Raw genomic sequence first — 12,939 nt, 5'->3', positions numbered from 1 at the left:
TTCCAATCGGCAAACCGCCGCTCGTCAAGGAGTAATTTCGCGTCCCGAGCCCGCCCGAGCTCTCGAGGGTTACGGCATAAGGGGTCCCCATTTTCCCATTCGGCAGGGTGGTCGTGACGAACGTTAGCGGTTCCGGCGGTTCGACCGTCAAGGTGAAGCTTTGCTCCGCGCTTGCCGGCCGGCTGTCCGTTACCCGCAGGGTAAACGTGTAAGTGCCTGCTACGGAAGGTGTCCCCGAGAAAACGCCCGCCGAAGAGAAAGCCGTTCCAATCGGCAAACCGCCGCTGACGAGAGAGTAATATCGCGTCCCGATCCCGCCGGAGCTCTCGAGGGTTACGGCATACGGCGTCCCCGCTTTCCCGTTCGGCAGGCTGGTCGTGATGAACGTTATTGGCTCCGGCGGCTCTACCACGATCGTAAAAGTTTTAGAGGCGCTTGCCGGCTGGCTGTCCGTTACCCGCAGGGTAAACGTGTAAGTGCCTGCTACGGAAGGTGTCCCCGAGAAAACGCCCGCCGAAGAGAAAGCCGTTCCAATCGGCAAACCGCCGCTCGTCAAGGAGTAATTTCGCGTCCCGAGCCCGCCCGAGCTCTCGAGGGTTACGGCATAAGGGGTCCCCATTTTCCCATTCGGCAGGGTGGTCGTGACGAACGTTAGCGGTTCCGGCGGTTCGACCGTCAAGGTGAAGCTTTGCTCCGCGCTTGCCGGCCGGCTGTCCGTTACCCGCAGGGTAAACGTGTAAGTGCCTGCTACGGAAGGTGTCCCCGAGAAAACGCCCGCCGATGAGAAAGCCGTTCCAATCGGCAATCCGCCGCTCGTCAAGGAGTAATAACGCGTCCCGATCCCGCCCGAGCTCTCGAGCGTCACGGCATACGGGATCCCCGCTTTCCCGTTCGGCAAGCTGGCTGTGACGAATTTCAGGGGGGCGATTCCACTCGTTTTCACGCTTCCTTTAACCGGCATTGTCTGCATATTCCCAGTGCTGTCTGCTGCCACTGCATAAATATCGTAGTCCGTTCCCGCAGATAGTCCGTTTAATTGGAGAACGGCCTCGGCATTAGCCGCTGCAAAGCTTTGTGCGTACGATAACGCATTGCTGCCGCCGCTGTTTAAACCGGCCTTCACTTGGGCGGAAGTAGGCGCGGGATCGTTCTGAAGAACGGCAACTGCATAAAGCTGTCCTTGTTCGTTCATTTTTGAAGTAACCTGGGCGCCGGTTTCGGATACCGCCGCCCACTGGGGATACGTTGCCAAAAAGATCGGCGGAGCCGTATCGCCCGGCGGCGTTGGGACCGACACTTCGCCGCCGGGAGCCGAACCGCCCCCGCCAACAGGCGGAATGACTGCGCTGCCTGCCTGAGGGCCGTCGATTTGCCCCGGCTTGCGTTCGAATTTGGACCCTTCTGCGCCTTGGTTTAGCGTAGCGGTTTCAATCGTGCCTTGCCCGAAGATTGTAATGACGGCATCCAAAACGAGATGCTCGATCGTCGACTTTTTGCCGTCATAGCCGACATACCCGACAGAGCCGCCCGAGTCCTTGCCGAAAGTAACCGTCCGAATTGTCCCTCGCTTAAGCAGAAGCTTAACTTCGTTCCTATCCACATTAACGGCCTCGAAATCTCCTGTTAGCTCGGCACCGGAGCCTACAGCCATCTCCCTGGACAAGAGCACATCGATAAAGCCTTCTCCCGTCAACTGCTTCTCTTCCAAAGCGGCGCTCCAACATAAAGCGGTGCGATGAATAACGGTGCTGCCTTCCGCGGTGATGCGAATGTCCCCGCTTTTCATACAGACCTGCAGGCTTCCAAGCGTCGAGTCGACGACACTCGTCAGATTTACACCGCCATTTATGTGCGTATCACCGCGTACGATGACATTTTGGAGTGTGATGCCCCCGCTTGTTTCAGCCCCATCGACAGTAAGATCGCCAAGGATCACCATATTTAGCAGCGTAACGCCGGATGCGTTTACGGTAATGCTGCCTACTATCGACGGTACGCCGGATGAGGCACCGTATACGCCTGCTTTATTGTAAATATCCGACCGCGTTTTCGTCGCAAATTGTATGGCGTTATTCAAGACGACGACTGCTTCGGCTCTCGTAATTTTGCTTTCGGGCCGAAACGTACCGTCGGGGTAACCGGACAAAATACCCTCCGCGGCAAGCGACCCGATCGCGGTTTTACTCCAGCCGGCAAAATCAGCCGCATCCTTGAAGCGGGATACGTCGCTCTTGCCTTCATCCGGCTGCAGCAGGGCGTTTACCATGTAGGAAACCTCTTCCCGGCTTACGGCGGAATCCGGCCGAATCGTTCCGTCCTCGTACCCTTTTACGTAACCGGCCTAAACGGCGATTGCGATTTGATCAAAGGCCCAATTATCGGTAGGCAGGTCGCGGAATGAAAGGTCTGCTTTCGCCGATAAGCCGAGCACTTGATTGACAAGCGTCATAAATTCCGCTCGCGTAATGTTTGAATCCGGTCGGAACGTGCCGTCCGGATAGCCGTGAATCCATTCCTTCGTCCACCATTCCTGCAGCGCTTTTGAAGCCCAGGAAGTTTTTAAATCGGCAGGAGCTTCCGCCTTCGTTTCCGTTTCAATTTCCATTTCCGCGAATGCCGCATGGAACGAAGAGAAAATCAAAAACATCGACAGCGCCATCACCATAGCTTTTCGGACTAATTGCCCCTTCATCGCGAAGCCTCCCTAAATATCATACTTACAATTCGTTTTATAGATATTCCGATAGGAGAACAGAGAATGCATGTTACTGAATAATTCAACAAGACACCCGAAATTTCCTGCGTATACATAATGTGGGGCAGGTGTAGTTCCATTTGATGTTTGCGGATAAAACCTCGAGATTGAAAATAAATATTTGCTAGCTTAACCGAGCCTAACTTTAAGACGCAGCCTGATACGGGGGGCGTTTTTTCGTGGAAGCGGCTCTAGACCTGCGGTAAACGCCGCTCTTTTGGTTGTTTATAAAATAAAGGAAAATGATGATTATTAACTTTAATATATCAAGCGTAAAGGTGTAAATACCTTGATTCATGCATGTAAAATCGTGAGATGTTTATGTAAACTTATCTCTATCAAAGCGATAGCTTGATTGGAGTCGAATCCATAATTCGAACAAAATAATAACAAGGAGGTAGTTGATATTGCGATTAGATCCGGCTTCAGCCACGCAGCATGCGGCGATAACTCCATCCTCCGAACGCCTTCCGTGGGCCGGATTGCTGGCTCTTGCAATGGCGGGATTCATTTGCATTATCACGGAGTCGCTTCCGGCAGGCTTGCTTCCCCAGATCGGAGAAGGGCTTGAAATCTCGGAGGCTTTTGCCGGCCAGTTTGTGACGATGTATGCACTCGGTTCTTTGCTCGCTGCAATCCCTTTAACCGCTGCGACAAGAGGGTGGAGGAGAAAGCCGTTGTTGCTGGTCAGCATAACCGGTTTTCTCGTATTCAATAGCGTAACTGCAGTTTCCTCCAATTACGCGCTGACGCTGGCGGTCCGTTTTTTGGCAGGCGTTTCTGCAGGCGTCTTATGGGGAATGTCGGCAGGTTACGCCAGACGTATGGTGCCAGAGGCGCTCAAAGGCCGGGCAATGGCGGTGGCTATGCTCGGTGCGCCCATCGCTATGGTGCTTGGCGTCCCTGCGGGGACATTCCTCGGGGCTCTCGTGGGCTGGCGCTATGTTTTTGCCATCATTTCACTGCTGGCGGCGCTGCTTGTCGCTTGGGTTTTCTGGAGGATGCCGGACTTCCCCGGACAGGCTGCCGCCAAGCGGCTTTCTCTCAGAAAAGCTTTCGTTTGGCCGGGGGTACGGCCGGTATTGCTTGTGGTGCTGCTCTGGATGTTGTCCCATAACATTTTGTATACGTACATTGCGCCATATCTTGCTCGTAACGGGCTTGGAAACCGGGTAGATTTGATGCTGCTGATTTTTGGAATGACATCGATGGCAGGGATTTGGATAATCGGACTGTTGATTGATCGTATGCAGCGGCTATTGGTACTGATCAGCCTCGCGGCTTTCGCGCTCGCCTCCTTGCTGCTTGGAATTGGCGCCAGTCAGCCCGCTATCATTTATTTAGCGGTAGCCGTTTGGGGGCTGACGTTCGGCGGAGCGGCGACGTTGCTTCAGACTGCAGCGGCTGCAGCCGCCGGCGAGAATGCGGATGTCGTACAATCGATGCTGGTGACGTCATGGAATTTGGCGATAGGGGGAGGAGGCTTGATCGGTGCCGTTTTGCTTGAAAACCTGGGCGTATACTCCTTCCCTTGGGTTTTGTTTATCCTTCTGCTTTTGGCGCTGTTCCTTGCATGGCGGGCCAAAGAATATGGTTTTCCTTCAAGAAAGCTTTGAGGTGCGCATTCTTATTCTGCACGCGCTTCTTCAAGCGAAGGAATGAGAAATTTATGCTCGATCGGCGAAGACATGACGATGAGAATCGTATAGGTCCCGTACTTATCGCATTGATTGCCGAATTCTTCGAGAGTACGTGTGGACTCGGTCACAACTTTCAATAAATAATTGTGTTCGCCGCTTATGCGGTGGCACTCGGCAACCTGGGGAGAAGTGCGGACGAAATCAAGAAAAGCATGGCAGTCCCTAGTCCTGAATAACATATAGGCTGCCGTTTGCTTACCGATTTTTTCGGGGGAGATGACGGTGCGGTACTCTTCGATTACGCCTTTCTCTTCCATGCGTTTTACTCGTTCCGTTACGGCAGGCTGGGACAGTCCTACGCTTTTGCCCAACTCCGTCATGGAAATTCTCGCCTGATTTTGAAGATAAAATAAAATTTGTTTGTCGACATGATCCACGTATATGCCCTCCGTTAAATTTAAGGTATTTTAACTAAATCTCTTATTAATCATTGGTTGTATTCATCATAGTACATGAAATGCAATATGTAAATTTGAAGCTGGAGTTTATTATAAACAAGTTGTGAGGGAATATCTTTCAATACACGAGAGTGATAGCAGGAAAGGATGATTACCGATGAGTAATGAAAATTTGAATAAAAAGAATTTGGAAAATCTGCAGACTCGCATTGATGAAGTCGTCGACCGTACGATTGCGGAAAAAAGGCTGGTCGGTGCCGTTGTCCAAGTTGCGCTTAATGGAACGTTATGTTACAGTCGCGCTGCCGGATATGCAGACCGAGAACAAATCCGGTTTATGCAAAATGATACGTTATTCCGGCTTGCCTCCGTCTCCAAGCCGATCGTTTCCGCGGCTGCCCTGGTTCTTGTATCGCAAGGCCGCTTGCAGCTGGACGACCGTGTAGACAAATGGCTGCCCGAATTTTGCCCCCGACTGCCAAATGGCGATCGTGCAGCTATGACCGTTCGGCATTTGTTGACGCATACGGCGGGGCTAACCTATCGTTTCTTCCAGATGGAACACGATTCTTACGAACATGCAGGCGTATCGGACGGTATGGATCAGCCGGGCATAACACTGGAGGAAAACCTGCGTCGAATTGCATCCGTACCGCTTCTCTATACACCGGGAACCCAGTGGAAGTATTCCATAGCGACGGATGTCCTGGGTGCAGTCATTGCGAAGGTAGCCGATACCCCGCTGGACGAAGCGGTGCGTTCTCTGGTCACCGAACCTCTTGGCATGAAGGATACGGCGTTTTTTGCTGTCGATCCCCTAAGGTTGTCTGCGGCATATGCGAACGATCGTCCTGAGCCGCGCCGATTGCTTGATTCGGACTACATTCCGTTTGTTGAAGGAACTTCGGGTTTCCGGCTTGCTCCCGGCCGGGCGCTTGATCGTACTGCGTATCCGTCAGGAGGAGCCGGTATGGTAGGCAGCGCGGGCGACTTTATGCGGCTGCTGGAAACCTTGCGCAAAGGCGGAGCGCCCTTATTGCCGGAAAGTCTGGTTCAAGAGATGACCAGCAACCAGATCGGCGATCTTCCGATGGCATATTGGCCAGGTCGAGGATTCGGGCTGGGTTTTACCGTGCTGAAAGACCCGGAGGCCGCTCAGACTGCAGAGTCGCCAGGCACCTGGCGCTTGGGCGGAACCTACGGACATTCTTGGTTTGTGGATCCGGTCAAACAAATAAGCGTCGTCGCTTTTACCAATACAGCCCTGGAAGGCATGTCGGGGCAGTTTACGACCGACCTTTGTGAAACGGTTTATGCAGGGCTAAGCAATCGAACCTTATGATTCTGATTTTTCATGTGAAAACACGCCAAAGTTGTGCGTGTTTTTTCGTGTCGCGGACGCTGCAAAGCGGGAACTTTTTGGGGTATTCTGGTAAGTAATAAAGTGTTGACTCTCCTCCAAGGTAAGGCTTTACACTCCAAATAGAAAGGAGCGAGCTTAGATGCTTTACACGGTAAAAGATGTATCGTTTTTGTCCAAGGTGACCGTCAAAACACTTCATCACTATCACAAGCTAGGCCTCCTGGTCCCATGCGAGATTAGCGAAGCCGGGTACCGGCTGTACAGCATGAAGGAGTTGGAACGGCTGCAGCAGATTTTGTTTTACAGGGAGCTGGATTTTACTCTGGAGCAAATCAAGCGGCTTCTGGAAGGGGAGCCGGATCGGGCCGCTATTCTGTTGAAGCAAGAGGAGCTGCTTATTCTGCGCAAGCAGAGGCTGGACACGATCATTGAAACGTTGAGAAAATCGATAACATGCGGGGAGCGGGGAGAGCGTATGGACGACAAAGAGCTGTTCAAAGGGTTTGAAAGCGAGGAAGAGCGGAAAGAGGCGCTGCAGGAGCAAAATGAGCATTTGAAGGAAACGTATGATTTGGATTTGCTTGAATCGGCTCAAATAAACATTCCGAGCATGAACGAGATGGCTGCGGAAGCGGCTTCGTTCATGGCGGGTATGGCTAGCGCTTTGCGCTCGGGCTTCAAGCATAACGACGAAAACGTCCTGCAGTTGCTTTACAACCATCTCGAATTTCTGAATCGGCACGGGCATTCTATATCCGCTGCAGATTTTGCTTCGCAAACGCGGTTTTTTCTCGGCGACGACTTTCACCTTCGCATGCTCGAGGGCCAGCAGACCGGATTGGCGTATTATCTTGCCGCGGCGGCGGAGTCCTATGCGGTAAAATGCCAGTGAGTCTCGCGGCGGCAAGCACGAACACGATTGCTTAATCCTTCTGCGGCTTGACGAAAGAGGTTTGTCCCAGTAAACTGTCCGTAACAGGGTTTGTTGGGACAAACCCATCGGGAAGGATGATTGCTGTGGAACCGTTCAAATTATTTGATGCGGAGTTTAAGTTTGTAAATATCATTTGGGACCATGAGCCGGTGAACTCCACCGAGCTTGCTAAAATATGTTTGCAGGCGCTGGGCTGGAAAAAATCCACTACTTACAATATGATCCGGAAATTAACGGAGCGCGGAATTTTGAGAAGCGAGAACGCTACGGTCATGGCGGTGGTCAAGCGCGAGCAAGTCCAAAAATACGAGAGCGAGGTTTTGCTGGAAAAAGCTTTCGACGGCTCTCTGCCTTCATTTTTGGCTGCTTTCCTGAAAGATAAAAAGCTTTCGAAGGAGGAAGCTGCGGATATCAAGAAAATGATAGAGGAGGCGGCGAAATGAGCAGCTTCTTCATTGATATAGTAAACATGAGTCTTACCGCTAGTTATGCGGCACTCCTTGTTATCGCGGTCAGATATGTGCTTGCTAAACTACAAGCACCCAAAATATTCTCGTACGTTTTATGGGCGGCGGTGTTATATCGGCTTGTCGTTCCGTTTTCGTTCGAAAGCGCATTGAGCCTGCTGCCTGGAAAGATCAAAACGATTCCCAGCGACATCATGTACGCCGAAAATCCGGCGATAAGCACTGGTATTTCAATTGTAGACCGCACAGTAAACGGAGCTATCCAGGCTGCTTTGCCTTCGGCAGATGCCGCGGCAAGCGTTTATCCGGCGGGGATTATTTTAGAAATTTGCGCATTAATCTGGTTGCTGGGCATGACCGCGCTGGCGGCTTATGGCTTTATCTCTTATTTTAGGCTGAAGGAAAAGCTTACCTTTTCGACACTCGCGGAAAAAAATGTTTATGAAACCGACCGGATTACAACGCCATTCGTTCTCGGTTTTATGAAGCCCAGAATCTATTTGCCTTTAGGCTTGAGCGGTAAGGAAAAGGAATTCATTATCATGCATGAACGAACGCATATAAGACGTTACGATCACGCGGTAAAGCTTTTTGCTTTCGCGGCTCTGGTTCTGCATTGGTTTAATCCGCTCGTTTGGCTTTCGTATTTTCTTATGATCAAGGATATGGAGATGTCCTGCGACGAAAGCGTATTGAGGCAGTCGGCCGATGATGTCCGCAGAGACTACTCGGGCACCTTGTTTGCTCTTGCGGCTAAGCGGAGCGGACTTTTTAGCCCGCTGTTTTTCGGCGAAAGCAGTGTGAAGTCCCGGATCAGGAACATTCTTAGCTATAAAAAGCCTGTTCTTTGGCTTGTTGCCGCTGCTGTTGCAATCGTGTCGGCTGCGGGGGCCGGGCTGATAGCGAATCCCAAAATGTATGCGGAATCCTCGAGCCATGCCGAACAGCTGCTAAAATACAAGACCGAATATGTAGGCGATGCATCGAAGGTCGGCAACATCTTAACGCTGCTCGATTATCCCGCTCCATACGTACGCGGCCATTTCGAGCTTCACACGGACAGCGCTCCTTATGCCGTTACGGTTAATATACGGACGGCTGTAGATTCAAATATCGACGACGCAGCTTTCGATGAAGTGCCTTTCATGAAAAATGCGTTGATCCTTTTTTCGCTCATCGGCAATGTCGACGGCGTGGCGTTTCATTGGGCCGACGGTGAAAATAAACCTGATTTGCGCTATACGAGAAGCTGGGCGGAACAAATTACGGGAGTCGATGTACGCAAGTTTTCGCAAAATAAGCAAGATCTTGCTTACTTATTGGAGAACCCGGAAATAAATGCGGTTTTGTCGCCAGCGCTATGAAGCGGCATATAATCCGATAGATAGAGCTATTTTGATTCAGTGTCATCTGCACATTCTGTTGCGGTTCCGGCGGCGGTCGGTTGACACGGCGTGCGCGTTCATTTAAAGGCAAGGGGCTGCATACATGCATACCTATATTCCTATTCAACCGCCTGCATTGCAGCGGGGGCTGCCGGATTCCAATTATCGATATCGCGAGTTTTTGCCGAGTAAAGAGCTGGAAGCTTATGTGGCTTGTTATTGGACGGTTGATGTTCGCGCAACCGAGCATAACCGTTTTTTGCACCGCGTCATTCCGGACGGTTGCGTAGATATCATTATTGACATGAGGTCCCCGTCGTTTGCCAAAGGGGCTTTTGTAGCGGGACTGATGACCGGGTTCGAGGTTATTGAGCTATCGACATCGCAGTCCTTATTCGGCATCCGTTTCTTCATAGACAGCGTAAGCCGATTCATTCGGTATCCCGCTTCCGAATTGAACGGAAACCATGTTTTCCTTGAAGAGATTTGGGGACGTGAAGCGGAGTTTTTCGTGGAAGAAGCGAGAGCTGCCGCCGGCATTTCCGAAATTATCGAGCGGGTGGAAAGAAAATTACTCCAGAGCTTAATTCATAATAAATCGCGCTCGAACGCTCTGCTCCAAACGAGTTTACAGCATATGTATGCCAGTCAAGGCATGATTTCCATCCGCGATATGGCGGAAAAACAAAGCTACAGCGAAAGAAATATAAGGAGAACGTTTCAAAAGGAGCTTGGCGTCGGCCCGAAAGAGCTTCTGGATATTATTCGCTTTCAGAGTCTGCTGCGGGAGCGGAATAAGGGGACACAGTCGAGTTTCACCGATATCGCAGTAAAGTTCGGTTATTATGATCAACCGCACTTTATACATCATTTTAAGCGCTATTACGGATTGGCGCCTAATCAGGTTTTCAAATAATCCTGTCCGTTTTTTACAATTATTGAAGCCTGAAATAGCCGATCATAAACGTATAGCGAATAAAATAAACGATGAGTGGAGGAACGATCGGATGATGAAGCCGCGAATTTCCGTACTGACATTGGGTGTGGATGATTTGGAGAGGTCGCTGACATTTTATCGGGACGGCTTGGGGTTACCGACGCAAGGTATTATTGGGAAAGAGTTTGAGCATGGCGCGGTCGCTTTCTTTGATTTGCAGCACGGCGTAAAGCTTGCGATCTGGAATCGCAAAGATCTCGCCCATGAGGCCAAGGTTCCTCTTACAGCGCCGAGTTCAACGGAAATCACGATCGGTCATAATGTAAGCAGCAAAGAAGAAGTAGATCGAATCATGGAGCTTGCGCAAAAAGCGGGAGCCGTCATTACGGATCCGGCGCATGACGCTTTCTGGGGCGGATATTCCGGCCATTTCCTGGACCCGGACGGCCATTTGTGGGAGGTCGTGTGGAATCCCGCTTGGGAGCTCGAAGAATAAATTTGCTATACGAATTCGGTATTAAGGTACAGAACATATATACCCTTCCATGTATGAGCTATGGATCGGGCGTATGTGTACTGTGCCTTTTTCATTATCGATTCGAGATTTATGGAATTCTGTTAATAGTACTATGAAGTTCAAAGGAATGGTTGTCCTTTTGTCGAATTATTCCTTTAATACCAGGAAGTGATGAGCTTTTTTGAAAGAAAAGGGGTTGAACTGTGGATTCAGCAGATTATGAAGGAAAGAATAAGGCGGAATGTTCTACCCTATCCATCGAACAGACGGAGGCGGCCGATTCGGCGGAGTCATCCCAGCACCGCGCGGTAAAAGAAGCTATTGACCAAATGCTTCGAAGAATTGACGACCCGACTCTTTCTTTAGGCGCTTTGGCAAAAACGGCTTACTACAGCCCTTTTCATTTTGACCGGATTTTTCGCTCGATCACCGGAATTCCGCCTCGACTCTACTTGTCGGCATTGCGTTTCCAATGGAGCAAAAAACTGTTGGCAAGAACGTCCCGGCCTGCTACGGATATCGGCCAAGCGGTTGGCTACAGCAGCTTCGGAACGTTCTCGTCCAAATTTTCTCAGTTAATCGGACTGTCCCCGCAGCAATTCAGAGCGTTCATTGAAAAAAGCGTATTAGGTCTGCGTGAACTCCAGCCAATTGAAATAGCTGAAGAGTGCAGGGAGCGGGGCGTTTCCGGGTTGGTAGAAGCCCCGAACGGGTTTCAAGGCATCATCTGCGTCGGTTTATTTCCTAAGCCCATACCTATGGGAAAACCGATCGGATGTACCGTTGTTTTTGAGTCTGGAGCCTATTGGATACCGGATATCCCGGATGGAACATACTCCGTAATGTCCATTGCGTTTTCATGGGAAGATTCGCTTGAGGAATACATACATCCGCAAAAAGCATTACGCGGCAAAGCCGCCGGTAAGCTTACGATAGCAAGCGGCAGCGTGAAAGGAGATACAGGTATCGTCCTCCGGCCTCCGAAGTTTTACGATCCGCCCATGCTTGTCTCCTTTCCAATTTTGATACAGGCTTTTATGGAGAGGTTGGAACGGGAGAAGACAGCAAACTAGAAGAAGCGGCGCTTGCTTCGTGTTGATACTCTATTTCTAGAGCTGTTGCGGCTACTTGAAGAAGAGGAGTGACCACATACCCAATGTGATTTGTTTTGAAAGGATGAAGGATTTGGCGTGATTCCGCTGTAATGAAAAATACAATCTGGAGGTAAACCGTGAATAAACAGTCAAAGCAAAACTATCACAATCACAAAAAGTATACGCCTTTGTATCATTTTGTATTGGCTTCGATCGCCCCTATCGGATTGATTGCGTCAGTCGTTTACGCTTTCTTGGAAGCTTTCAGCTTCATGTCCATCTTGTTATTGGGCGTTTGGATCTCCGTGATGATACTCGTCGTGCTCGTACGGCAATTTGCAACAAAGCTTCAGGATCGCATCATCCGTCAAGAGGAGAATTTCCGCCACTTTATTCTTACAAATAAACGATTAGATGCAAGACTCACGTTGCAGCAAATCATCGCATTGCGCTTCGCCGAAGATGAAGCTTTTCCGGCACTATGCGTGAAAGCCGCCGAGACGGGGATGCATCCCGATGAAATTAAAAAATCGGTAAGAAGCTGGAGAGCGGACCATCTAAGGGTCTAAAATAAAATAAAAGCAATCGAAAAGAAATGATTGCTTCTTATAGGTGGTATATTGGATATAAAGAATAATAACTTATCCCATAAGGAGCAAAAAACAATGACCAAACAATTATGGTTGAACCTGCCTGTGAAGGACGTTGGCAAATCGAAATCGTTTTTCACCCAAATCGGTTTTTCTTTGCATCCGCGGCACAGCGGCGACGAAGCGGCCGGTTTGCTCATTGGCGAGAGCAATGCGATCGTGATGCTTTTTCCGGAGGCGACCTTCCGAACGTTTACGGGAAATGAGATTGCCGATACGAAGCAAGGCACCGAGGTGCTGCTTTCCATTGATGCGGAGAGCAGGGAGGAAGTGGATGAAATCGTAAGGAAGGCCGCAGCTGCGGGCGGGACGGTCTACAGCGAGCCCGGCGATCGGGGCGGCTGGATGTACGGTGCGGGCTTCGCCGATTTGGACGGACATCGCTGGAATGTGCTGTATATGGATATGAGCAAAATGCCTAAAGAGGGGTAAGCGCCGTTCAAATGACAGAGCCATAGCGAAATTTACCATTATGGACGATGTGAAGGCGAAGAAAAAGAAGCTTGCCGAAGTGATTGGAAAGTGGATCAGGCAAGCACGTAGCAAACGAATCGGTAAAGCGTTATCGCGCTTCGGCGATTTAGGCAAGCGTCTATCCGACTGGCCTTCCAATCTTATCGTAAGGAAATTTCGCCAAAATCAAGCAGAAGGACCTCATGATCCGCTACTAAGCGGAAGATGAGGTCTTTTCGCATGAACACCCCAATTATATAATATACATAATATATAATGTATTGTA

General features: G+C 50.3%; 14 protein-coding genes and 1 pseudogene. 11 read left to right on the top strand and 4 right to left on the bottom strand.

Annotated features, from left to right (window positions below; genetic code table 11):
* The 3 genes and pseudogenes from DQG23_RS37095 to DQG23_RS37085 form a co-directional block, all read right to left on the bottom strand.
* The coding region (locus DQG23_RS37095; protein ID WP_192894688.1) for a putative Ig domain-containing protein at positions 1 to 2,266 on the bottom strand (2,266 nt) is incomplete at its 3' end.
* Between the two features lie 12 nt (positions 2,267 to 2,278).
* Positions 2,279 to 2,335: pseudogene (locus DQG23_RS43920) on the bottom strand (S-layer homology domain-containing protein); the annotation flags it as partial.
* Between the two features lie 6 nt (positions 2,336 to 2,341).
* The gene (locus DQG23_RS37085) at positions 2,342 to 2,692 is read right to left on the bottom strand and encodes an S-layer homology domain-containing protein (RefSeq protein WP_113036090.1); all 351 of its coding nucleotides are present in this window, start codon (positions 2,690 to 2,692) and stop codon (positions 2,342 to 2,344) included.
* 467 nt (positions 2,693 to 3,159) lie between these two features.
* On the opposite strand from DQG23_RS37085, the gene DQG23_RS37080 reads away from it, so the two are divergent.
* Positions 3,160 to 4,371 (top strand): MFS transporter, encoded by a 1,212-nt coding sequence (locus DQG23_RS37080; protein ID WP_420330273.1) that lies wholly within the window; start codon positions 3,160 to 3,162, stop codon positions 4,369 to 4,371.
* A gap of 11 nt (positions 4,372 to 4,382) precedes the next feature.
* On the opposite strand, the gene DQG23_RS37075 is transcribed toward DQG23_RS37080, so the two are convergent.
* Positions 4,383 to 4,832, bottom strand: coding sequence for an Lrp/AsnC family transcriptional regulator (locus DQG23_RS37075; protein ID WP_113036089.1), 450 nt, complete (start codon positions 4,830 to 4,832; stop codon positions 4,383 to 4,385).
* A gap of 178 nt (positions 4,833 to 5,010) precedes the next feature.
* Here DQG23_RS37075 and DQG23_RS37070 point away from each other — a divergent pair, with 178 nt between their 5' ends.
* From DQG23_RS37070 to DQG23_RS42690, 10 genes are all read left to right on the top strand, one after another.
* On the top strand, positions 5,011 to 6,195 hold the full coding sequence (locus DQG23_RS37070; protein WP_113036088.1) for a serine hydrolase domain-containing protein: 1,185 nt from the start codon (positions 5,011 to 5,013) through the stop codon (positions 6,193 to 6,195).
* Positions 6,196 to 6,355: 160 nt separating this feature from the next.
* A complete protein-coding gene (locus tag DQG23_RS37065) occupies positions 6,356 to 7,108 on the top strand; it encodes a MerR family transcriptional regulator (RefSeq protein ID WP_113036087.1) in 753 nt (250 codons plus the stop codon).
* A 116-nt stretch (positions 7,109 to 7,224) separates the two neighbouring features.
* On the top strand, positions 7,225 to 7,593 hold the full coding sequence (locus tag DQG23_RS37060; RefSeq protein WP_337589432.1) for a BlaI/MecI/CopY family transcriptional regulator: 369 nt from the start codon (positions 7,225 to 7,227) through the stop codon (positions 7,591 to 7,593).
* Positions 7,590 to 8,981 (top strand): M56 family metallopeptidase, encoded by a 1,392-nt coding sequence (locus DQG23_RS37055; protein ID WP_113036085.1) that lies wholly within the window; start codon positions 7,590 to 7,592, stop codon positions 8,979 to 8,981. Before DQG23_RS37060 ends, DQG23_RS37055 begins: the two co-directional genes overlap by 4 nt.
* Positions 8,982 to 9,105: 124 nt before the next feature.
* Positions 9,106 to 9,918, top strand: a complete 813-nt coding sequence (locus DQG23_RS37050) for a helix-turn-helix transcriptional regulator (protein ID WP_113036084.1) — start codon at positions 9,106 to 9,108, stop codon at positions 9,916 to 9,918.
* A 94-nt stretch (positions 9,919 to 10,012) separates the two neighbouring features.
* Positions 10,013 to 10,435 (top strand): VOC family protein, encoded by a 423-nt coding sequence (locus DQG23_RS37045; RefSeq protein ID WP_113036094.1) that lies wholly within the window; start codon positions 10,013 to 10,015, stop codon positions 10,433 to 10,435.
* 224 nt (positions 10,436 to 10,659) lie between these two features.
* Entirely contained in the window at positions 10,660 to 11,529 is an 870-nt protein-coding gene (locus DQG23_RS37040; protein WP_113036083.1) for a helix-turn-helix transcriptional regulator, read from the top strand.
* A gap of 158 nt (positions 11,530 to 11,687) precedes the next feature.
* Complete coding sequence (locus DQG23_RS37035; RefSeq protein ID WP_113036082.1) at positions 11,688 to 12,119, top strand: DUF6526 family protein; 432 nt, start codon at positions 11,688 to 11,690, stop codon at positions 12,117 to 12,119.
* A gap of 96 nt (positions 12,120 to 12,215) precedes the next feature.
* Positions 12,216 to 12,632 (top strand): VOC family protein, encoded by a 417-nt coding sequence (locus DQG23_RS37030; protein WP_113036081.1) that lies wholly within the window; start codon positions 12,216 to 12,218, stop codon positions 12,630 to 12,632.
* Positions 12,633 to 12,672: 40 nt separating this feature from the next.
* Positions 12,673 to 12,882: a hypothetical protein gene (locus tag DQG23_RS42690; protein WP_192894687.1), complete on the top strand. Its 210-nt coding sequence runs from the start codon at positions 12,673 to 12,675 to the stop codon at positions 12,880 to 12,882.
* Positions 12,883 to 12,939: the final 57 nt, after the last annotated feature.

It is taken from the genome of Paenibacillus contaminans, from assembly GCF_003285015.1.
GTDB lineage: Bacteria > Bacillota > Bacilli > Paenibacillales > NBRC-103111 > Paenibacillus_V > Paenibacillus_V contaminans.
This window is presented reverse-complemented; position numbering and strand designations above follow the sequence as displayed.

Bases quoted from the DNA above. Each gene is read 5' to 3' on its own strand.
- DQG23_RS37050 (WP_113036084.1), top strand. From the start codon at position 9,106: ATGCATACCTATATTCCTATTCAACCGCCTGCATTGCAGCGGGGGCTG.
- DQG23_RS37055 (WP_113036085.1), top strand. From the start codon at position 7,590: ATGAGCAGCTTCTTCATTGATATAGTAAACATGAGTCTTACCGCTAGT.
- DQG23_RS37060 (WP_337589432.1), top strand. From the start codon at position 7,225: ATGATTGCTGTGGAACCGTTCAAATTATTTGATGCGGAGTTTAAGTTT.
- DQG23_RS37030 (WP_113036081.1), top strand. From the start codon at position 12,216: ATGACCAAACAATTATGGTTGAACCTGCCTGTGAAGGACGTTGGCAAA.
- DQG23_RS37045 (WP_113036094.1), top strand. From the start codon at position 10,013: ATGAAGCCGCGAATTTCCGTACTGACATTGGGTGTGGATGATTTGGAG.
- DQG23_RS37065 (WP_113036087.1), top strand. From the start codon at position 6,356: ATGCTTTACACGGTAAAAGATGTATCGTTTTTGTCCAAGGTGACCGTC.
- DQG23_RS37085 (WP_113036090.1), bottom strand. From the start codon at position 2,692: ATGAAGGGGCAATTAGTCCGAAAAGCTATGGTGATGGCGCTGTCGATG.
- DQG23_RS37070 (WP_113036088.1), top strand. From the start codon at position 5,011: ATGAGTAATGAAAATTTGAATAAAAAGAATTTGGAAAATCTGCAGACT.
- DQG23_RS42690 (WP_192894687.1), top strand. From the start codon at position 12,673: ATGGACGATGTGAAGGCGAAGAAAAAGAAGCTTGCCGAAGTGATTGGA.